Genomic DNA, 21,441 nt, shown 5'->3' with positions numbered 1-21,441 from the left:
AAATCAACACACAAGGATAGGGGTTATTATGAAGAAACTGTTTTTGGCACTGGCTGCAACGACAGCCGCGCTCGGCGGTCTCGCCGGCACTGCCTCGGCAGAAGACAAGACCAAGGTCTGCTTCGTCTATGTCGGCACCAAGACCGACGGCGGCTGGACACAGGCGCATGACATCGCCCGGCAGGAGCTGCAGGCTCACTTCGGCGACAAGATCGATACGCCTTTCCTCGAAAGCGTGCCGGAAGGACCGGATGCCGAGCGCGCTATCGAGCGTCTCGCCCGTTCGGACTGCAAGCTGATCTTGACCACCTCCTTCGGCTTCATGGACGCAACCATCAAGGTTGCCGCGAAGTTCCCCGACGTGAAGTTCGAGCATGCAACCGGCTTCAAGGCCGCCGACAATGTCGCGACCTACAACTCGCGCTTCTATGAAGGCCGCTACATTCAGGGCGTGATCGCCGGCAAGATGTCCGAGAAGGGCCTCGCAGGCTACATCGCCTCCTTCCCTATCCCGGAAGTGGTCATGGGCATCAACGCGTTTGAACTCGGCGCGAAGTCGGTCAACCCGAACTTCAAGATGAAGGTCATCTGGGCCAATACCTGGTTCGACCCGGGCAAGGAAGCAGACGCCGCCAAAGCTCTTATCGACCAGGGCGTCGACATCCTGACCCAGCATACCGACACCACCGCTCCGATGCAGGTTGCTCAGGAGCGCGGCATCAAGGCTTTCGGTCAGGCTTCCGACATGATCGCCGCCGGCCCGAACACCCAGCTGACGGCGATCAAGGATACCTGGGCCGCCTATTACATCAAGCGCACGCAGGCTCTTCTCGACGGCACCTGGAAGTCGCAGCAGAGCTGGGACGGTCTGAAGGACGGCATCCTGACCATGGCGCCCTACACCAACATGCCTGACGACGTGAAGGCGCTTGCCGAAGCGACCGAAGCCAAGATCAAGTCCGGCGAACTGCACCCGTTCACCGGCCCGGTCAACAAGCAGGACGGCTCGGCGTGGCTGAAGGAAGGCGAGAAGGCTGACGACGGCACGCTGCTCGGCATGAACTTCTACGTCGAAGGCGTAGACGACAAGCTGCCGCAATAATTTCAGGCCGCAATGATTTTTGAAAAGGGCGCCGTCCTGCGGCGCCCTTTTTGTTCTTTGTTCCGGTGAAGCGTTGCTGCTATGTACCGGGCCGAACAATAGTTTCCTGAATCGGAACCACGCCGGAGCAATCATGAGCCGCAGCTGTCTCGCCGTCATCCTCGCCGCAGGCGAAAGCACTCGCATGAAGTCCTCGATGTCGAAGGTGCTGCATCCTGTCGCCGGACGGCCGATGATCGCCCATGTAATGGCCACCATCGCGACTTCGGGCATATCGGATGTCGCCCTTGTGGTCGGCCGTGACGCCGACAAGGTCACAAAGGCGGCCAGCATCGAAGGTCTCGAGGTCACTCCCTTCGTACAGACGGAACGGCTCGGCACCGGTCACGCGGTTCTCGCGGCGCGCGAGGCGATTGCCCGCGGCTATGATGAAATCCTTGTTGCCTACGGCGATGTGCCGCTGATCACCGCTGGACCGCTGATCGCGGCGCGGGAAGCGCTGGCGAAGGGCAACGACATCGCCGTCATCGGCTTCCACACCGACAAGCCGACCGGCTACGGACGTCTGCTTGTCGAGAATGGCGAACTCGTCGCCATCCGTGAAGAAAAGGATGCGAGCGACGAAGAGCGCGCCGTCACCTGGTGCAATAGCGGCCTGATGGCGATCGACGGCCGTAAGGCGCTCGATCTGCTCTCCCGCATCGGCAACGCCAACGTCAAGGGCGAGTATTACCTGACCGACCTCGTGGAGATCGCCCGCTCGCTCGGCGGTCGCGCCGTCGCTGTCGATGCGCCGGAAGAAGAGCTAACCGGCTGCAACAATCGCGCGGAACTCGCAGCCATCGAACGCCTGTGGCAGGATCGCCGCCGTCACGAACTGATGATCTCCGGCGTCTCGATGATTGCGCCGGAAACCGTTTTCTTCTCCCACGACACGGTGATCGGGCAGGATGCCCTGATCGAGCCCAATGTCGTCTTCGGCCCCGGCGTGGTGATCGAAGGGGGCGCTGTGATCCATGCCTTTTCGCACATTGAGGGCGCCCATGTGGCGGCCGGCGCCACCGTCGGTCCGTTTGCGCGGCTACGGCCGGGCGCCAATCTGGCGGAAGGCTCCAAGGTCGGCAATTTCTGTGAAGTGAAGAAGGCCGAGATCGGCAAGGGCGCCAAGGTCAACCACCTGACCTATATCGGCGACGCGACGATTGGCGCGGACGCCAATATCGGGGCAGGTACGATTACCTGCAATTACGACGGCATCAACAAGCACGAGACCCATATCGGGGAACGTGCCTTCATCGGCTCCAACTCGGCGCTGGTCGCCCCCGTATCCATTGGTGAGGGCGCGTTTGTCGCCTCCGGCAGTGTCATTACCGAGGATGTTCCCGCCGATGCGCTGGCGCTCGGTCGCGCTCGGCAGGAAATCAAACCGGAACGCGCCAAAGTCATCCGCGAGCGCAATCAGGCACTGAAGGCAGCCCGCGCCGGTAAATCCTGAATGCTGCGGTTGCGTAACGCAGCGAAACCGAATGTGACCGCCGGTCCGATTGCGGAAATCTCGAAAAGCGATAGGACTGGCGCACGAATTCACCCAGACGGAGAAATCTATGTGCGGTATTGTCGGTATTGTCGGTAACCAGCCGGTTGCGGAGCGTCTGGTTGATGCGCTGAAGCGGCTCGAATATCGCGGCTACGATTCAGCCGGCGTCGCAACCATCGACAACGGCGTGATGGATCGTCGGCGTGCCGAGGGCAAGCTTTTCAACCTCGAAAAGAAGCTCGACGGAGAACCGCTCGCAGGTACCATCGGCATTGCCCATACCCGCTGGGCAACCCATGGCGTGCCGAACGAGACCAATGCCCACCCACATTTCGTCGGTGGCGTCGCGGTCGTGCATAACGGTATCATCGAGAATTTCTCCGAACTCAAGGACGAACTGATCGCTGATGGCGCGGTTTTCACGACCCAGACCGACACGGAGGTCGTCGCCCAGCTGATCGCGAAGTATCGCCGCCAGGGCCTCGACAACCGCGCCGCGATGCTCGCCATGCTGAACCATGTGAAGGGTGCCTATGCGCTGGTGGTGATGTTCGCCGACGATCCCGATACAATCATGGCTGCCCGCTTCGGGCCTCCGCTTGCGATCGGCTTCGGCAAGGGCGAAATGTTCCTCGGCTCGGACGCCATCGCGCTCGCTCCGTTCACCAATGAGATCGCCTATCTGGTCGATGGCGACTGTGCGATCCTGCACAAGGACAGCGCCGAGATCATCGACTTCGCCGGCAATCCGGTCGAGCGCCCGCACCAGATCTCTCAGGCGACCGCCTTCGTCGTCGACAAGGGCAATCACCGCCATTTCATGGAAAAGGAAATCTACGAACAGCCGGAAGTGATCTCCCACGCGCTCTCGAACTATGTCGATTTCCACGGCCACACCGTAAAGCCTGTCGATGCGGCCATCGACTTCAAGTCGTTGCGCGGGCTAGCCGTTTCCGCCTGCGGTACGGCCTATCTCTCCGGCCTTGTCGGCAAGTACTGGTTCGAGCGTTATGCCCGGTTGCCGGTCGAGATCGATGTCGCCTCGGAATTCCGCTACCGGGAGATGCCGCTCTACAAGGATCAGGCAGCGCTGTTCATCTCGCAGTCCGGCGAGACCGCGGATACGCTGGCTTCGCTGCGCTACTGCCATGAGCAGGGCCTGAAGATCGGCGCGATCGTCAACGTCAAGGAATCGACCATCGCCCGGGAATCCGATGCGATCTTCCCGATTCTCGCCGGCCCGGAAATCGGCGTTGCCTCCACCAAGGCCTTCACTTGCCAGCTCGCCGTGCTCGCCTCGCTTGCGATCGCCGCCGGCAAGGCGCGCGGCACCGTATCGCCCGAGGAAGAGAAGCAACTGGTCAAGAGCCTCGCGGAGATGCCGCGCATCATGAGCCAGGTGCTGAACAGCATCCAGCAGCAGATGGAAAGCCTCGCTCGCGACCTGTCGAAGTTCAAGGACGTGCTTTATCTCGGCCGTGGCACGAGCTTCCCGCTTGCCATGGAAGGCGCGCTGAAGCTCAAGGAAATCTCCTACATCCACGCCGAGGGCTATGCGGCCGGCGAACTGAAGCATGGTCCGATCGCACTGATCGATGAAAACATGCCGGTGATCGTGATTGCGCCTTACGACCGCTTCTTCGAGAAGACGGTTTCGAACATGCAGGAAGTGGCGGCCCGCGGCGGCCGGATCATCTTCATCACCGACGAGAAGGGAGCTGCCGCCTCCAAGCTCGATACCATGGCGACCATCGTGCTGCCCAACGTCGCGGAAATCATCTCGCCAATGGTGTTTGCTCTGCCGATCCAGTTGCTCGCCTATCACACGGCGGTCTTCATGGGCACGGACGTCGACCAGCCGCGCAACCTCGCCAAGTCGGTCACGGTGGAATGATCATCGGGGCGAGGCGGAAGGTGGTGAAATCGTGATAGGGGCCGTCACCGCTGCTGCCTTTGCCGGCATGCCTTTTTGCCCATGAAAGTGAAGGTGCGCGCCGGAATATTTACCGGCATTGCCCTTGCATGGTCCGGTACCCTCCGGCATTGTCGCCTTCCATCCGGGGTTTTACGGCGACGCAACATAGACGCAAGCGAGCGATGAACGAGATTTCCGACCGTATATCCGTCGCAACGCGGCTCAGAAACAATTTCCTGACCGGCCTCATCATCTGCGCGCCGGTGACCATTACCATCTGGCTGACATGGACCTTCATTCACTGGGCTGACAGCTGGGTGAAGCCGTATATTCCCACGCGCTACAATCCGGAAAGCTACCTGAAGTTTGCAGTGCCGGGGCTTGGCCTGCTGATCGCGCTGGTGGTCATCACGCTGATCGGCTTTCTCGGCAAGAACCTGATTGGCCGATCCATCGTCGATTTCGGGGAGCAGATCTTCCATCGCACTCCGCTGGTGCGCACGGTCTACAGGAGTGTAAAGCAGATCTTCGAGAGTGTGCTGAAGGACCAGTCCTCGTCCTTCAAGAGGGTCGGGCTAATCGAGTTTCCGAGTCCCGGCATGTGGGCGCTCGTATTTATCGCGACGGATGCCCAGGGGGAAATCGCCGCGAAGCTGAACGAGGACGGTGTGGAGATGGTCGCCGTCTTCCTACCGCCGACGCCGGTGCCGACCGCCGGATTCCTGATGTTCGTGCCGCGCGACAAGATCAAGATGCTCGACATGACGCCAGAGGAAGGGGCCAAGCTGCTGATTTCCGGCGGTCTTGTGATACCCGACTGGCCGGCCCCGCTTAACTCAAAAGCCGGGACCGATGCGGCTCCAAAGCTCAATTCCTGATATAGGTAGCCCGCCACTTTTCGACATCGATTGCGACGCCACTCCAGGCACAGACATCTTCGACTGCGTGGAGATATTTCATCTCCGGACTGCTGATGTAGATGTCCATTCTGGCAACTTCATCGCGATATGAATAGGCGATGTTATACAGGTTATCGATATCTACGGCCGTCCGGTAGATTTTGATGAAGTCGGCTTTGTCGTATTCGTAGATTGTCGCCTTGTTGTCGCGAATATCCGCAACAATCGCGTTGCTGAAACGTGGGAAAAGGGCGATACGGATCTGTCCCCGCCACTCCTCGATGTCTTTTCCCCAGCGCTCCAACTGCTCGGAAAACGTCTCGCATTCCTGCTTGAGAACACCGATCAGGAATTCCACCTCAACATCGGCCTTGCCACATTTCACCGTGACGTTGCCGCCTGTGCGCTCGATGACAGGACTGCAATTGCCTTTGGTCTCCTGCGATTGAGCCCTTGTCAGCGATGGCGGCGCCCCGGCGAGAAGAAGCAATATGCTGGCTTGCAGCGGGATCGTATATCGCATCATTTGCCGCCGATGTTCACGTCGCCGCCTGCGCCAACGACAACAGGGCTATCGCTCCCGGCGGTACTGATCCGATACTCGCTTCCGTTGTTGTTATTCGAGAATATCGCGGTGTAATCCACCACAACCGATGCGACTGCGGCAATCGCCCCAATAACGCCCGCGACAGCACTTGCCGTCTTAAACTTTTCCATGGCGGCTCTATCTCCTCAGCCGGAACGCCTTGAATAAAAGCAAAAGCGCTGAGAGGAATCGAGTTGCCACAAAGTGGTAGCGCGATCACCCCGCCCTGAGGAACCTTATCGCCTCGTCCCTGCGATGGAGGTAGAGAAGCACCCGGATCGCCCGACCTCGCGGGCCTTCCAAATCTGGATCGCGTTCCAGAAGATAGCTCGCATCCTTGCGGGCGATCTCCAGAAGATCGGCATGAGCCTCGAGGCTGGCGATCTTGAATCCGGGTGTGCCGGACTGCCTTGTACCCAGTAACTCGCCTTCGCCGCGCAGCTTCAGGTCTTCCTCCGCAATCAAAAAGCCGTCCTCGCTGTCGCGCAGCACGGAAAGGCGAGCGCGGCCGTTTTCCGAAAGCGGTCCTTTGTAGAGCAGGATACAAGTCGATGCCTCGTCGCCGCGGCCGACGCGGCCGCGAAGCTGATGCAACTGCGCAAGGCCGAACCGCTCGGCATGCTCTATCACCATGATCGTCGCATCGGGAACGTCGACGCCCACCTCCACGACCGTTGTCGCGACCAGAAGGCGGGTCTCGCCCGACTTGAAGGCGAGCATCGCCGAGTCCTTTTCCGGGCCGGTCATGCGGCCATGAACGAGGCCGATGGGCGCGCCGATGGCTTTCGACAGGACCGCATGGCGCTCCTCGGCCGACATCAGGTCGGAAACGTCCGATTCCTCGACCAGTGGGCAGATCCAGTAGGCTTTTTTGCCATCTGCAATGGCGGCGCGCAGACGGTCGATGATCTCGCCAGTGCGCTCGCTCGATACGGTCACCGTCTGGATCGGCTTGCGGCCGGCAGGTTTTTCCGTGAGCTTGGAAACGTCCATGTCGCCGAAGGCGGCCAGCACCAGTGTGCGTGGGATGGGCGTTGCCGTCATCACCAGCATGTGGGGCGAGATGCCCTTGGCGGTCAGCCGCAGGCGCTGGTGCACACCAAAGCGATGTTGTTCGTCCACGACCGCCAGCATGAGGTTCTTGTAACTTACCGTATCCTGAAAGAGCGCATGGGTGCCAATGACGATCTGGGCCTCACCCGAGGCGATGCGTTCGGTGATCGCGTCGCGTTCGCGGCCTTTGGTGCGACCTGTCAGAACTTCGATGCGCAGACCCGCGGCCGCGCCGAATTTCGAGATCGTCGCATAATGCTGGCGGGCAAGGATTTCCGTCGGCGCCATCAACACCGCCTGTCCGCCGCTCTCGACCACAGCCGCCATGGCAAGCAGGGCAACCAGCGTCTTTCCGGCGCCGACATCGCCCTGCAGGAGACGCAGCATGCGGGTATCGGATCCCATGTCCTTCAGCACATCGGCGATCGCTTCCGTCTGGCTGCGGGTCGGAGAAAAGGGCAGCGAGGACAAGATCTTCGACGAAAGTTCTCCGTTTGGACGGACCGGCGTGCCGGGTACCTTGCGCAGGCGCTGGCGGACGAGCGCCAGCGATACCTGACCTGCGAGGAACTCATCATAGGCAAGCCTGCGGCGGGCAGGAGCCTGCGGATCGACATCGGCCGCATCGCGCGGATGATGCAGCTGCTGGAAGCTTTCCCTCGGCGTCGGGAAGGACTGTTTGACTGTCAAAGCGGGATCCACCCATTCCGGCAGGTCGGGGACGCGGTCCAGCGCATGCTCCACCGCCTTGCGCAGCACCTTGGGCGACAGGCCGGCCGTCAGCGGATAGACCGGCTCGACGAGCGGCAGGTTCTCCGCCTCGCTCGCTTTCATCATCACGTCAGGGTGCACCATGGAGGGGCGACCGTTGAACCAGTCGATCTTGCCAGAGACGATGACGTCCTCGTCGATCGGCAGCGCCTTTTCCAGCCAGTTGCCCTTGGCGCGGAAGAAGGTCAGCGCCAGTTCGCCTGTCGGATCGTGCAGGAACACGCGGTAAGGCATGTTCGACTTGCCGGGAGGCGGCGGCTGGTGGCGATCGACGCGGCCGGTGACGGTGACGATCGCGCCTTGCGGCGCAAGCGCGATGCCGGGCTGGTTGCGACGGTCGATCAGCCGATGGGGCGCAAGGAACAGCAGATCCACGACGCGCGCGTCCTCGGCATCCTCCCTGCCAAGCAGGCTCGCCAGCAATTGCGCAAGCTTGGGCCCAACGCCGGAAAGCGAAGCAACGGAGGAGAACAGGGGATCGAGAATAGCCGGCCGCATGATGGGCGCCAAAATGGCCCGAGAATTACCGCCTTGGCAAGGCTGACATTTCCCGATCGAGCGGCTATAGAGGCGCATCAACAGGAAGGTGTTTCGACATGACAGGATTGATCCTCAGCAGTGCCGATCTCGATCCGCGCCGCCGGCGCATTCTGTTTCGCTGCTGGCATCGCGGCATTCGCGAGATGGACCTGATGCTCGGACAGTTCGCGGAAGCGGAAATCGGCACGATGGACGAGGCGACGCTCGACGAGCTGGAACGCATCATGGCCGAGGAAGATCAGGACCTGATCAAGTGGATCACCGAGGCCGCGCCGGTTCCCGATCACCTGAAGACCCCGCTCTTCGAACGAATCATGGCCTGTCGCCCGGATTTCTCGCCAGTCACCATGGATACCGCCGGACGCTCGTAATGATCTCGCTTCTCGATGCCAAGACGATCGCCGCCGCCAAGTCCGGGCTGACGATCTCGCATGTGCCGGATGGCATGGTCGCGTTTCTGATCGCCGAGATCGCGCGGCAGGGACAGCCGGTCGCCTACGTTTTGTCGGACGGCCAGCGCATGGCCGATATCGAGCAGATGCTGGGCTTTGCCGCGCCGGATATTCCGGTTCTGACGCTGCCCGCCTGGGACTGCCTGCCCTATGACCGCGTATCGCCGTCGGCCGATGTCTCGGCCCGCCGTCTCGCCGCACTGTCCGGGCTGATCGCGCATGCGAAGAAACCGCATCCGGCCATCGTTCTGGTCACCGTCAACGCCATGCTGCAAAAGCTTGCGCCGGCGGATGTGATCGAGAACCTCGCCTTTTCGGCCAGACCCGGCAATCAGGTGCGGATGGACGATATCGCCGCGAGGCTCGAGCGCAATGGCTTCGACCGGGTGCCGACCGTGCGCGAGGTCGGCGAATTCGCCGTCCGCGGCGGTATTCTTGACGTTTTCGTACCGGGCTCGGAGGAGCCGGTCCGCCTCGATTTCTTCGGAGATACGCTCGAGAGCATCCGCTTTTTCGATCCGGCCAGCCAACGCACCACGGGGCAGGCGCGTTCCCTCGATCTCAACCCGATGAGCGAAGTGACGCTGACGCCGGAAAGCATCAGCCGTTTCCGCAAGAACTACCTTTCGCTGTTTGGCGCGGCCACCCGCGACGATGCGCTTTATTCGGCGGTATCCGAAGGGCGCCGCTACGCCGGCATGGAACACTGGCTGCCGCTGTTCCACGATCATCTGGAAACGGTATTCGACTATCTCCGCGGCTTCCGCATGGTCACGGACCATACGGTGAAGGAAGCGGCGGAGGAACGCGCCAAGCTGATCCGCGACTATTATGAGGCGCGGTTGAATTCCGGCACGCCCGGCAAGGGGCATCTGGGGCAGGGCACGCCCTACAAGCCCGTACCGCCCGAAAGGCTCTATCTCGGTGCCGGCGAATTCGCCCGCACGCTGGATGCTCACGAACCGCTGCGGCTGACGCCCTTTGCCGAACACGATGGCGAATCCCGCCGGGTGATCGAGCTGCCGGCGCGGCCGGGTCCGCGATGGGCGAAGAATGCGGTCGAGGCCGGAGAGGGCGACGGGCAGACGCGCACCAACGTGTTCGATCAGGCGGTCAAATACATCGCCGACAAGCGGGCATCAGGCTCCAAAGTGCTGATCACGGGCTGGTCCGAAGGCTCGCTCGACCGCCTGCTGCAGGTGCTTGCTGAACATGGGCTTGCCAATCTCAAGCAGATCACAGCCCTCAAGGACATCGACGGCCTGAAAAAGGGCGAGGCGGCAACGGCCGTTCTCAGCCTGGAAGGCGGCTTCGAGGCCGGTGATCTCGTCGTCGTCGGCGAGCAGGATATTCTCGGCGACCGCATGGTGCGCCGTTCCAAGCGGCGCAAGCGCGCCGCCGACTTCATCTCGGAAGTGGCGGGCCTCGACGAAGGCTCCATCGTGGTTCACGCCGAGCACGGCATCGGCCGCTTCGTCGGCCTTCGCACCATCGAGGCCGTCGGCGCTCCTCATGCCTGCCTTGAACTGCAATATGCCGACGACGCCAAGCTGTTCCTGCCGGTCGAAAACATCGATCTTCTGTCGCGATACGGCTCCGAGGCGAGTGACGCGCAGCTCGACAAGCTGGGCGGCGGCGCATGGCAGATGCGCAAAGCCAAACTCAAGAAGCGGCTGCTCGACATGGCGGGTGCGCTGATCCGGGTCGCCGCCGAACGCATGACGCGAACCGCCCCGGTGCTGACGACGCAGGAAGGCCTTTACGACGAGTTTGCCGCCCGTTTCCCTTATGACGAGACGGAAGACCAGCTGAACGCCATCGAGGCAGTGCGCAGCGATCTCGGCGCGGGCCGGCCGATGGACCGGCTGGTCTGCGGTGACGTCGGCTTCGGCAAGACGGAAGTTGCGTTGCGCGCCGCCTTCGTCGCCGCCATGAACGGCATTCAGGTCGCCGTCGTGGTGCCCACAACGCTTCTTGCCCGCCAACATTTCAAGACCTTTTCCGAGCGCTTCCGCGGCTTGCCGATCCGAGTGCAGCAGGCATCCCGCCTAGTCGGCACGAAAGAGCTTAACCTCGTCAAGAAAGAGGTTGCGGAAGGCAAGACCGACGTCGTGGTCGGCACCCATGCGCTGCTGGGCGCGGGCATTCAGTTCGCCAATCTCGGCCTGCTCATCATCGACGAGGAGCAGCACTTCGGCGTTAAGCACAAGGAACGGCTGAAGGAACTGAAGTCCGACGTGCATGTGCTGACGCTGTCTGCAACGCCGATCCCACGCACCCTGCAGCTTGCCATGACCGGCGTTCGCGAACTTTCGCTGATCACCACGCCGCCGGTCGATCGCATGGCGGTGCGCACCTTCATCTCGCCCTTTGACCCGCTCGTCATCCGCGAGACACTGATGCGCGAGCATTATCGCGGTGGCCAGAGCTTCTATGTTTGCCCGCGGCTTGCCGATCTTGCCGATATTCAGGCGTTCCTGCAGTCCGACGTGCCGGAACTGAAGGTCGCCATCGCCCATGGCCAGATGCCGGCGAGCGAACTCGAAGACATCATGAATGCCTTCTATGACGGCAAGTACGATGTGCTGCTATCAACCACCATCGTCGAATCCGGTCTCGACGTCCCGACTGCCAATACACTGATCGTACACCGCGCCGACATGTTCGGGCTGGCGCAGCTCTATCAGCTGCGCGGTCGCGTTGGACGCTCCAAGGTACGTGCCTTCGCGTTGCTCACGCTACCGGTCAACAAGGTGCTGACGACGACGGCCGAGAGACGCCTCAAGGTGCTTCAGTCGCTCGACACGCTCGGTGCCGGTTTCCAGCTTGCAAGCCACGACCTCGACATCCGCGGTGCGGGCAACCTGCTTGGCGAGGAACAGTCAGGCCATATCAAGGAAGTCGGCTTCGAGCTTTACCAGCAGATGCTGGAGGAGGCCGTCGCGGAAGTGAAGGGCGTGGACGAAGTGGCCGATACCGGCTGGTCGCCGCAGATCTCCGTCGGCACCTCGGTCATGATACCGGACGACTATGTGCCGGATCTTCATCTGCGTCTCGGTCTTTATCGTCGTCTCGGCGAGCTCAACGAACTCGGCGATATCGATGCCTTCGGCGCGGAAATGATCGACCGCTTCGGGCCGCTGCCTGCCGAAGTCCAGAGCCTGCTCAAGGTGGTCTACATCAAGGCGCTCTGCCGCAAGGCCAATGTCGAGAAGCTGGAAGCTGGTCCGAAGGGCGTGGTCGTGCAGTTCCGCAACAAGGAATTCCCGAACCCCGCCGCATTGGTCGGCTTCATCGCCAAGCAGGGCACCATGGCGAAGATCCGCCCGGATCAGAGCGTGTTCCTGACGCGCGACCTGCCGACGCCGGAGAAGCGGCTGGCAGGGGCGGCCATGGTCATGACCCAGTTCGCGCAGCTCGCGGCCGCAAGCTGACACCCATCAAGACAGGCAAAGGGGAGAGGGCCGTGTAACGCCGCGGCTTTCCAGACGCATGGTGCTAGAGAATTTTCGCTTTTATCCGAAGCGCGAAGATTCTCTATCTCTTTGTTTTTACCTATTTCCGGACGCAAAACCGCGGCACACTTTTGCTGGAAATGCTCTATTCGTGGCGGAGTGCCTCGATGGGATTCATCTGCGCTGCTCGCCTTGCCGGGAAATAGCCGAACACCATTCCAATCGCAGCCGAGAAGGCGAAGGCGAGCAGGATGACCGAGGGACTGGCGACGAAGGGTACGCTCATGTAGCTCACCGCAGCATAGGCAAGGCCGAGACCGAGCAGAATGCCGATGATCCCGCCGGCGAGCGAGAGCGTCACCGCCTCGACGAGGAACTGCATGAGCACCTGCTTTTCCAGTGCGCCGATAGCAAGGCGGATGCCGATTTCTCGCGTTCGCTCCGTCACCGAGACCAGCATGATGTTCATGATGCCGATGCCGCCGACTAGCAGGCTGACGGCAGCGACTGCGCCGAGCAGGCCGGTCATCAGCGTCGTCGTACCGGTGAGCGTCGCGGCCATCTGGGTCATGTCGTTGACGGAAAAATCGTCCTGACGGCCGGCAATGATCTTGCGCCGCTCTCGCAGCAGGCGCTCGACATCGGCCTGAACCTTGGAGGTCGACACGCCATCGCGGGCAGACAGGATCATGCTCGAAACGTCACTTGAACCGCTGATGCGGCGCTGGAAGACCTTGAGCGGCATGACGATGACATCATCCTGGTCGTTGCCCATGCCACTCTGGCCCTTGCGTGCCAGAACACCGATCACCTGACAGGAGATCGCGCCGACGCGGATGTTCTTTTCAAGCGGCGGCGTGGAACCGAAGAGTTCGCGCCGGATCGTTTCGCCGATGACGCAGACCGCCTGACCGCCGCGCTCTTCCGACACGAGGAAGGTGCGGCCGCTGGCGAGATCCCAGTCCTGCGCAACGAAATAATCGCCGGTGGTGCCGGTGACCGAGGTCGAGTGATTTTCCCCGCCATAGATCGCCGTCTGGGTCGACTGGTTGACGCCGGCAACCGCGCGAAGGCCAGCGATCTGGTCGCCGATCGCCTGCACGTCGCGCTCGTTGAACTTCTTGGCTTCGGCGCTTGCCCGACCGGGTCCGAACTGGCCCGGCCGCACGAACAGAAGGTTCGTGCCAAGCTTCGAGATTTCCGCCGTGACCTGCGCAGTCGTGCCGTTGCCGATGGTCACCATGGCGATGACCGCAGCAACGCCGATGACGACGCCGAGAACCGTCAGGAAGGAGCGCAGCATGTTGCGGAATATCGCTCGCGAGGCGAGTTTTACCGTTTCAAGGAACATCGGAATGCACTCCGTTCAGGCTGTCGCTGTGGAGATGTCCGTCGACGAAACGCAGGTTGCGCCTAGCGTAGGCCGCAATATCATCCTCATGGGTCACCATGATGACCGTGATGCCCTGATCGCGGTTGAGGCCGGTAATCAGTTCCATGATCTCGCGGCTGGTCTTGGTGTCGAGATTGCCGGTCGGTTCGTCGGCCAAAAGCACGGCAGGGCTAGTGACGATCGCCCTAGCGATCGCGACGCGCTGCTGCTGGCCGCCGGAGAGTTCCTGAGTGGTGTGATGCTCGCGTCCCGAAAGTCCGACCTTCGCCAGCGCGCTTTCGGCAAGGCGTCGGCGCTCGCGTGCTTCCATGCCGCGATAGACCAAAGGCAGTTCGACATTTTCCACCGCCGAGGTCCGGGCTAGCAGGTTGAAGCCCTGGAACACGAAACCCAGCATGTGGCGGCGCAGAAGCGTATGCTGGCTGCGGTCCAGACCCGACGTCGAGATGCCCTGGAACAAATATTCGCCGGATGTCGGCACATCCAGCCAGCCGAGGATGTTCATGGCCGTCGACTTGCCTGAACCCGATGGGCCCATGATCGCCACGAATTCATGCTTCTCGATGGTCAGGTCGATGCGATCCAGCGCCCGGATCGTCGCCTCTCCGCGACCATAGGTCTTCGAAATCTGCTTGAACTGGATGAGGGGAGGGGTTGCCATCGGCCGCCCTCAACCGCTCTTCGCCGTGGCGTCGATGATCAGCTGGTCGCCCTCGGAAATATCGCCCTTGGTTACGACCGTGTTTTGGCCGTCGCTCGCGCCAATCTCGATATTGACCGCGGTCGGCACGTTGTTGCGCATCACCCACACGGTGCGTTCGCCACCTGCCGGTTCCGGCGCGGTGATCGATCCCATGCGGGGCGGACGAAACAGGCTGAACATGCCGCTGCTCCTGCGCTGTGCGCCAAGGCTTTCCGGCGGCGTATAGCGTAGAGCCGCATTCGGCACCAGAAGCGAATCCTTGATCGCCTGCACCACGATGTCGGCCGTGGCGGTCATGCCCTGGCGCAACAGTAGATCGTCGTTGCGCACCGTCAGGATGCCCATGTAGGTGACGACGTCGTTGATCGTTTCGGAGGCATAGCGGATCTGGGTGATTTCCGCGGGAAACCGCTTGTCGGGGAAAGCATCCACGGTGAAGGTCGCCTGCTGGCCGACGGCCACGTGACCGACATCGGCCTCATCGATATCGACCTGCAGCTCCATCTGGCGAAGGTCACCGGCGATCTTGAAAAGCGTCGGCGCCTGCAGGGAGGCGGCGACCGTTGCGCCCGGATCGACATCGCGCGACAGCACGATGCCGTCGATCGGCGACATGATCGTCGCCTTGGCAAGGGTCACCTTCGACTGTTCGAGCGAAGCCTCGGCCGCCTGCACATTGGCTTCGGCGCTCTCCTTCGTCGCAACCGCCGCCTCGTAGTTATAGCGCGCAGAATCGAGATCCTGCTGGGTGGAAACGCGATTACCGACGAGGGTCCTCTGTCGCTCCATGGAAACCCGCGCGGAATTCATGTCGGCTTCCGCCTTGGCAACGGCCGCATTGGCTGCGAGAAGGGCGGCTTCAGCGCTTTTAACGTCCGCCTCGAAACGGGCGGTATCGAGACGGGCGATTACCTCGCCCTTCCTGACCGTGCTGTTATAATCGACCAGCACCTCTCGCACAGTGCCGGACTGTTCGCTCGACACATCCACCTGAACGGTCGGCTCGACCGAACCCGTCGCCGTTACAAGAACGGTCAGGTCTCCCTTCTTGGCCGGCGAGGTAGCGTAAGTATAGGCCGTCGCCTCGCTGCTGTAGACGTAATAGCCATAGCCCGCGCCGGCGAGGACGATAATCGCGGCCGCCCTCCAGAGCCAGCGACTGCTCTTCTTCCGCGCGCCACCGGAAGCAAGAATGGCTGCGAGGTCGCTGCTGTCGCCAGAGGATTGATTGGCCTTGTTGCTGTTATCGTCGCTGCTCATTTCCGATCCGTCTTCGTTGTCTCGCGTGCTGGTATCAATTGAAACCGCGTCGCCGGTATTGACCCGTGTCAATTCCTCGCAGAAATCGTCGTCGGTCAACTACAGATCAGCATGCCATCACTGCTTCGCGCGTCTTACGCTGTGTCCCACAGTCGCCTGCGAGATTGAAGTGAATTCTTGGTAATGCGCGAAAGCAGCGCCAGTTTCCATCTACGGATACTTGCGCGGGGACAGCGCCGTCTTTCAAAACATGCTGCAACGGCCCAGGAGCTGTTAGACGGCTGCCTTGGGATAGGCCCGCTCGAGACCACCCGAGCGGGTCAGGCCGGTGCGGAAAGCCACGTAAGCCGGGTGCTGGCTTGACCGCGACGCTTCCATCAGCCGGATCTGCAGCCGCGCCGGCGCATTGAGGCCGGTCCATTCACCCGAGCGCTCGAGCTTCAGGCTATTCAGAAAACGGGCTTCGGCCGCCTGTTCGAGATAGAGCTGCATGCCCTCAAGCAGGCATTCGTCCTGTTGCGGGTTCTCGAAAAGCAATGCAAGAAAGCTCTGGTCAGCCTCGTTCAAGGTCGAAAACTTGTCGGCAACGGTCTCGCGATCCGGGAAGGGCGTGTGCTGGGCGGACATGGACCTGTCTCCCTCTTTGCTGGCAGGTTGAAGGCAATACTGATTGCCTGAAGACCATCCGAAGATTGCCCGAGCCTTGCCGCATGCCCATCCCGCGGCACAATGACGCCGGCCGAACCGGCGTCATTGCAGTCTATGATTTATCCGCGGCGGCGATTGCGCCGACTGCCTTCCTGTTCACCCGACTGGGAAGCCGTCTTGTTGCGCAGAGGCCCGATGCGCTCGACAATGGTCTCGATGGTCGGGCGGGGACCCGGCGTGTAGCTGTCAAGAGCCGCCCGCATGGCCGCAAGGTGGTTGCAGGACGTGCCGCAGCAGCCACCGATGATCTTTGCACCGGCGTCGCGGGCCAGCGTCGCATAGTCGGCCATCAGCGGTGGTGTACCGGAATAGTAGATCTCGGAACCTCGGAATTCGGGGATGCCGCAATTGCCCTTGACGATGACCGTCGCGGACGGATCTGCCGCCGTCATGTCCAGCAGGCTTGCCAGAATATCGGAAGCGCCGACGCCGCAATTGGCACCGACAGCCAGCGGGCCACCGCCAATATCCTTAGCCACGCCGTGAATATCCTTGGGATCGAGGCCCATCATCGTACGGCCCGCCGTATCGAAGGAGCCGGTGTAGATGTAGGGCAGGCCAACCTTGACGGCCGCTTCGGCAGCCGCGCGGATTTCCTCCGGCGAAGACATGGTTTCGATCCACGCGACATCGATGCCACCGGCTTTGAGGCCTTCCATCTGCTCGGCAAAGGCCGCCACGGCATCGTCATAAGTCAGCGCACCGAGCGGCTGCAGCAGTTCGCCCGTCGGTCCGACGGAGCCGCCGACTATGACCTTGCGCTGCGCCTTGTCAGCGACGGAACGAGCGATTTCAGCGGCCTTTTTGTTGAGCTCGAAGACCCGATCCTCGGCCTTGTGCAGTTTCAGGCGATGACGCGTCCCACCGAAGGAATTGGTGAGGATGATGTCCGCGCCCGCGTCGACAAAATCCTGATGCAGCTTGACGATCTTCCCCGGCTGGCTCTCGTTCCACAGCTCCGGCGCTTCACCTGCTTCAAGCCCCATGGCGAAGAGGTTGGTGCCAGTCGCGCCGTCGGCGAGCAGGACGCCCTTTTCGGCAAGGAGTGCGGAAAGCGGATTGGTGGCGGTCGCCATGGTTTTGTCCTCTGATCGTAGCTTCATTTTCATATAAAGAAATCTTTATATCACTTCAATGGCCTCGCCGAAAAAGCCCCGCCCGCGCGGAGCGGACGGGGCCTGCGATTTGCCAATTACCGCGCCGACGACTACTCGGCGGCGATAGGCTGATCGAGATGGCTGCTCGGTGTCACCATCGATGCGATGATCGCCTGCAGGTCGATCGATCCGATCGGCTGCCCAGACGTATCGACGACATGGGCGACGGACTGGCCGGCGGCCGTCATCGTCTGCGCGGCAGACTCCAGCACAGCAGTTGCCTCCAAAGCGGGACCTTGGGGCGGACCAGCCAGCGGCGACATGATGGTCGCCACCCGGATGACGCGGCCACGGTTCACTTCCTTCACGAAGGCGGTGATGTAGTCATCGGCCGGCGACAGCACAATCTCCTGTCCGCTGCCCTGTTGAACGACCTCGCCATCGCGCAGGATGGCGATCTTATCTCCGAGCCTGAGCGCCTCATCGAGATCGTGGGTGATGAAGACGACCGTCTTCTTAAGTTCCTTCTGCAAGTCGAGCAGAACCGTCTGCATGTCGACACGGATCAGCGGGTCTAGAGCCGAATACGCCTCATCCATCAAGAGAATGTCTGCATCATTGGTCAAAGCACGTGCAAGCCCGACGCGCTGCTGCATGCCACCTGAAAGCTGGTTGGGATAATGCCGTTCGAAGCCGGACAGGCCGACGCGATCGATCCAGTGGCGAGCGGTCTTTTCACTGACGGAGCGGTCGATGCCCTGGATATCGAGACCGTATAGTGTGTTCTCCAGAACCGTCCGGTGTGGTAGTAGAGCAAACTTCTGGAACACCATGGCCGTCTTGTGGCGGCGGAATTCCCTGAGTTCCTGCTGGTTCATCCGGCAGATATCGACACCGTCATAAAGCACCTCGCCTGCCGTCGGATCGATCAGGCGATTGATGTGGCGGATCAGGGTCGACTTGCCCGAACCGGAAAGGCCCATCACGACGGTGATACCACCGGCTGGCATCGAAATGTTGATGTCCTTGAGGCCGAGGACATGTCCGTGCGTGCCGTTCAGCTCGGTCTTGCTCATGCCGCGATAGACGGCCTCGATATAGTCCCGGCCACGAGGACCGAAAATCTTGTAGAGGCCGCGGATTTCAATGCCCTGACTAGCCATGGATGACCTCCGTATGCTTCTGGAGCCGCTTGCCGTAGGCCTGGCTCGTCCGGTCGAAGATGATGGCGATAGCAACCAGCGAGAAACCATTCAGGAAACCGACGGTGAAGAACTGGTTGGCGATGGCCTGGAGGACATTCTTGCCGAGACCGCCCACACCGATCATCGATGCGACCACGACCATGGCGAGCGACATCATGATCGTCTGGTTGATGCCCGCCATGATGGTCGGAAGCGCCAGCGGGATCTGTACGTTCCTGAGCTTCTGTCCGGGGGAGGAGCCGAACGCATCGGCGGCTTCCAGCACCTCCTTGTCGACCAACCGGATACCGAGATTGGTCAGGCGGATCATCGGCGGAACCGCGTAAATCACCACCGCGATCAGGCCCGGCACCTTACCGATGCCGAAGATCATGACGACCGGGATCAGGTAAACGAAGGTCGGCATGGTCTGCATGACGTCCAGTACCGGATTGACGATGCCCTGGATCCGGTCAGAACGCGCCATCAGGATGCCGACCGGAATGCCGATCACGATAGAGATCAGCGTACAGACGGTGACCATCGACAGCGTCACCATCGTATCCTGCCACAGGCCGACGAGGCCGATCGCCATCATCGACAGGGCTGCGCCGATGGTGATCTTGATGTTTCGGCTGGCGAGCCAGACGATCGCAACCATCAGGACAAGGATGATGAACCACGGCGTGTTGACGAAGAAGGATTCCAGCGAGTTCAGGAACCACTGAAGCGGCTGTTTCACCACGTCGATGAAATTGGTGTAGTTGCGCACGAAAGCCTTGAAGCCGATATCGACCGTCTTCTTGAACTCGCGCATGAGGTTTTCGTCTATCGACGGAAATTTACAGAGCAGTTCCGGGAGGTAACTGCAAATAGCTGAAGCCATCTTGTTCCCCTTTTTTACCCCATCCAAGCGACGGGTGGTTCCACGTATCGGGAACCTTACCGCCTTTTCGCGACCGCCGCGAAAAACGGGAAAGACCACAGACAATTGCTTAGAGGATTCCACAGCGGGAATTCGTGCTGTCTGCGACCTTGCAGGCGCCTGAATGGCGGTAAGCGGCATATGCGCCTGCGAAGCAAGACTGGACGGGCGCACCTCGCGCCCGTCACAATTACCTTAAAGATCAGAGGCCGGCCTTGACCTTTGCAGCGACCTCGGGGCTCACCCAAGTCGTCCACATGTCACCGTAGTTTTCGAGGAAATACTTTGCAGCATCCTCGTTGGTGCCCTGGTTCTCGTCCATCCAGGCGAGAACCTTGCCGACCGTCTGGTTGTCCCACTTACGGGTCTTCAGGTAGTCGACGGCAATGGCATTGGTTTCGGCGAACTTCTTGGTCACGACTGTGAACACGTCGGAGACCGGGTAGGCGTTGACCTTCGGATCGGCGCAATCCGGAACGGCGGTGCACCTGTCCCACTCGGCCTTGTCATTTTCGACGCCGAAGGACAGTTTCACCATCTCATACTTGCCGAGGATGGCGGTCGGTGCCCAGTAATAGCCGAGCCAGCCGGTCTTCTTTTCGAAGGCGTTGGCAATCGAGCCATCAAGACCTGCAGCGGAACCCGTATCGATCAGCTCGAAACCCTTTTCCTTGGCACCGAGCGCCTTGTAGAGGTTGGCAGTCGAGATCTGGCAGTTCCAGCCCGACGGGCAGTTCGTGACAGCGGCCTTGGACGGATCTTCCGGTGCCGGGAAGAGTTCCGGATGGCCCAGCGCATCCTGCACGGTCTTGATGTCAGGATGCGCATCGGAAAGGAACTTAGGAATCCACCAGCCTTCTACGCCACCGTCGCTAAGCAGCGGGGCAAGCTGCAGCAGGCGACCCTCCTTGATTGCCGCATCGAGCGGCGTGCGCACGGCATTGACCCAGAGTTCGGGAGCGATATCCGGCTCGCCCTTCTCATTCATCGAGGTGAAAGTCGGCATGGTGTCGCCAGTGACGACGGTCACGTTGCAGCCATAGCCGTTTTCAAGGATCATCTTGTCGACATAGGCGGCAACGCCCGCCGATGCCCAGTTCATTTCCGCGATGGAAACATCGCCGCACTCGGCAGCCTGAGCGGATCCGGCCGCGGCGTAAAGGCCGGCAGCGAGGATGGTGGAGGCAAGGAGCTTCTTCATGATTTAAGACCTCCCAGTCTTAATCTCTTGCAGCGTTCTGGACGGGCATGTCGGGCTACTGCGGATCCCGATCAGGCCAATAGCGAGAGGGCCGGTCGCACAGCCGGGTCAAGAACGGCAGGGCTTCCGCATAGCGGCCTCGGCGATTATCGTTGGGGCGCGCAACCTTGTGGGTGCAGCCCGTTCAAGCCGTAGGACAACTGCAGGCAGCCTACGGGTTCCCGAAAAGAAATCAACCTCCCGCAATGGAGTCCCGGACATGACATGCCCGTCGCAACCCATTGTAACGCCTCATTTTGCTTCAAATTGCCGTCACAAAACACTACCGGCCGCACAATGGATAGGCGGCGACCTGCCGGAGAACGGAGCCCCCTGGAAATGCCCTGCAAAATGAGACCTTATCTGTCCCACAAACGGCATTTTTGCCGCGCTCTGGCGTTCAACGCGCGGCTGTAAAAAAAGAGAAAAAAACAGAGAGGATTCTCAAAAAATAACGCTTGGGTAACCTGCTGCCGGTATTTCTGACCACACGCGGTGCGTTTCAGCCGCCTGCGTCCCGGATCTGGTTTTGCGTACCGGGGCGCCAAAGTTTTTGAAAAAGCGGCACCAACCATTCGGTTGCGCCGCTTTTTTTCATTCATACCATCCCAATAAGGCAGA

Annotated in this window: 17 protein-coding genes; 6 read left to right on the top strand and 11 right to left on the bottom strand. The window is 61.0% G+C overall.

Going from position 1 to position 21,441, the window contains the following annotated elements; genetic code table 11:
- Nucleotides 1-28: 28 nt before the first annotated feature.
- The 4 genes from H4I99_RS14445 (at nucleotide 29) to H4I99_RS14430 (ending at nucleotide 5,432) form a co-directional block, all read left to right on the top strand.
- On the top strand, nucleotides 29-1,102 hold the full coding sequence (locus tag H4I99_RS14445) for a BMP family ABC transporter substrate-binding protein (protein ID WP_163905615.1): 1,074 nt from the start codon (nucleotides 29-31) through the stop codon (nucleotides 1,100-1,102).
- A gap of 133 nt (nucleotides 1,103-1,235) precedes the next feature.
- Nucleotides 1,236-2,597: a bifunctional UDP-N-acetylglucosamine diphosphorylase/glucosamine-1-phosphate N-acetyltransferase GlmU gene (gene glmU, locus H4I99_RS14440; RefSeq protein ID WP_163905613.1), complete on the top strand. Its 1,362-nt coding sequence runs from the start codon at nucleotides 1,236-1,238 to the stop codon at nucleotides 2,595-2,597.
- 109 nt (nucleotides 2,598-2,706) lie between these two features.
- Nucleotides 2,707-4,533, top strand: a complete 1,827-nt coding sequence (glmS, locus tag H4I99_RS14435) for a glutamine--fructose-6-phosphate transaminase (isomerizing) (protein ID WP_163905611.1) — start codon at nucleotides 2,707-2,709, stop codon at nucleotides 4,531-4,533.
- Nucleotides 4,534-4,736: 203 nt separating this feature from the next.
- A complete protein-coding gene (locus H4I99_RS14430) occupies nucleotides 4,737-5,432 on the top strand; it encodes a DUF502 domain-containing protein (protein ID WP_163905609.1) in 696 nt (231 codons plus the stop codon).
- Here H4I99_RS14430 and H4I99_RS14425 read toward each other — a convergent pair.
- The 3 genes from H4I99_RS14425 to recG all read right to left on the bottom strand — a co-directional run bounded on the left by H4I99_RS14425 (nucleotide 5,422) and on the right by recG (nucleotide 8,361).
- Nucleotides 5,422-5,979, bottom strand: coding sequence for a hypothetical protein (locus tag H4I99_RS14425; protein ID WP_163905607.1), 558 nt, complete (start codon nucleotides 5,977-5,979; stop codon nucleotides 5,422-5,424). The two genes, H4I99_RS14430 and H4I99_RS14425, sit on opposite strands and share 11 nt — an antisense overlap.
- Nucleotides 5,976-6,170, bottom strand: a complete 195-nt coding sequence (locus H4I99_RS14420) for a hypothetical protein (RefSeq protein ID WP_163905605.1) — start codon at nucleotides 6,168-6,170, stop codon at nucleotides 5,976-5,978. The genes H4I99_RS14425 and H4I99_RS14420 overlap by 4 nt, the downstream gene beginning before the upstream one ends.
- Before the next feature lie 85 nt (nucleotides 6,171-6,255).
- Nucleotides 6,256-8,361 carry an ATP-dependent DNA helicase RecG gene (gene recG / locus H4I99_RS14415; RefSeq protein WP_163905603.1) on the bottom strand — a complete coding sequence of 702 codons (2,106 nt, stop codon included), beginning with the start codon at nucleotides 8,359-8,361 and terminating at the stop codon, nucleotides 6,256-6,258.
- A 98-nt stretch (nucleotides 8,362-8,459) separates the two neighbouring features.
- Between recG and H4I99_RS14410 the strand changes: the two genes are divergently transcribed.
- Together H4I99_RS14410 and mfd are read left to right on the top strand one after the other, a co-directional pair.
- Entirely contained in the window at nucleotides 8,460-8,774 is a 315-nt protein-coding gene (locus tag H4I99_RS14410; protein ID WP_163905601.1) for a succinate dehydrogenase assembly factor 2, read from the top strand.
- Nucleotides 8,774-12,289 (top strand): transcription-repair coupling factor, encoded by a 3,516-nt coding sequence (gene mfd, locus H4I99_RS14405; RefSeq protein WP_163905599.1) that lies wholly within the window; start codon nucleotides 8,774-8,776, stop codon nucleotides 12,287-12,289. The genes H4I99_RS14410 and mfd overlap by 1 nt, the downstream gene beginning before the upstream one ends.
- 166 nt (nucleotides 12,290-12,455) lie before the next feature.
- Here the strand turns inward: mfd and H4I99_RS14400 are convergent, their stop codons facing one another.
- From H4I99_RS14400 to H4I99_RS14365, 8 genes are all read right to left on the bottom strand, one after another.
- Nucleotides 12,456-13,661 carry an ABC transporter permease gene (locus H4I99_RS14400; RefSeq protein ID WP_163905598.1) on the bottom strand — a complete coding sequence of 402 codons (1,206 nt, stop codon included), beginning with the start codon at nucleotides 13,659-13,661 and terminating at the stop codon, nucleotides 12,456-12,458.
- A complete protein-coding gene (locus H4I99_RS14395; RefSeq protein ID WP_163905596.1) occupies nucleotides 13,651-14,364 on the bottom strand; it encodes an ABC transporter ATP-binding protein in 714 nt (237 codons plus the stop codon). Before H4I99_RS14395 ends, H4I99_RS14400 begins: the two co-directional genes overlap by 11 nt.
- A 9-nt stretch (nucleotides 14,365-14,373) precedes the next feature.
- On the bottom strand, nucleotides 14,374-15,666 hold the full coding sequence (locus H4I99_RS14390) for an efflux RND transporter periplasmic adaptor subunit (protein WP_163905594.1): 1,293 nt from the start codon (nucleotides 15,664-15,666) through the stop codon (nucleotides 14,374-14,376).
- Nucleotides 15,667-15,939: 273 nt separating this feature from the next.
- Complete coding sequence (locus H4I99_RS14385) at nucleotides 15,940-16,293, bottom strand: hypothetical protein (protein ID WP_163905592.1); 354 nt, start codon at nucleotides 16,291-16,293, stop codon at nucleotides 15,940-15,942.
- Between the two features lie 140 nt (nucleotides 16,294-16,433).
- Nucleotides 16,434-17,450, bottom strand: coding sequence for a betaine--homocysteine S-methyltransferase (gene bmt / locus H4I99_RS14380; RefSeq protein ID WP_163905590.1), 1,017 nt, complete (start codon nucleotides 17,448-17,450; stop codon nucleotides 16,434-16,436).
- 131 nt (nucleotides 17,451-17,581) lie between these two features.
- Nucleotides 17,582-18,634, bottom strand: coding sequence for a quaternary amine ABC transporter ATP-binding protein (locus H4I99_RS14375; RefSeq protein WP_163905588.1), 1,053 nt, complete (start codon nucleotides 18,632-18,634; stop codon nucleotides 17,582-17,584).
- Nucleotides 18,627-19,541 (bottom strand): ABC transporter permease, encoded by a 915-nt coding sequence (locus H4I99_RS14370; RefSeq protein WP_163905586.1) that lies wholly within the window; start codon nucleotides 19,539-19,541, stop codon nucleotides 18,627-18,629. Before H4I99_RS14370 ends, H4I99_RS14375 begins: the two co-directional genes overlap by 8 nt.
- 241 nt (nucleotides 19,542-19,782) lie before the next feature.
- Nucleotides 19,783-20,781 (bottom strand): ABC transporter substrate-binding protein, encoded by a 999-nt coding sequence (locus tag H4I99_RS14365; RefSeq protein ID WP_163905584.1) that lies wholly within the window; start codon nucleotides 20,779-20,781, stop codon nucleotides 19,783-19,785.
- Between the last annotated feature and the right edge of the window lie 660 nt (nucleotides 20,782-21,441).

It is taken from the genome of Paenirhizobium daejeonense, assembly GCF_014280875.1.
Taxonomy (GTDB): Bacteria; Pseudomonadota; Alphaproteobacteria; order Rhizobiales; family Rhizobiaceae; genus Allorhizobium; species Allorhizobium daejeonense.
The sequence above is the reverse complement of the archived record's forward strand: the minus strand, read 5'-3'. Positions and strand labels throughout refer to the sequence as shown.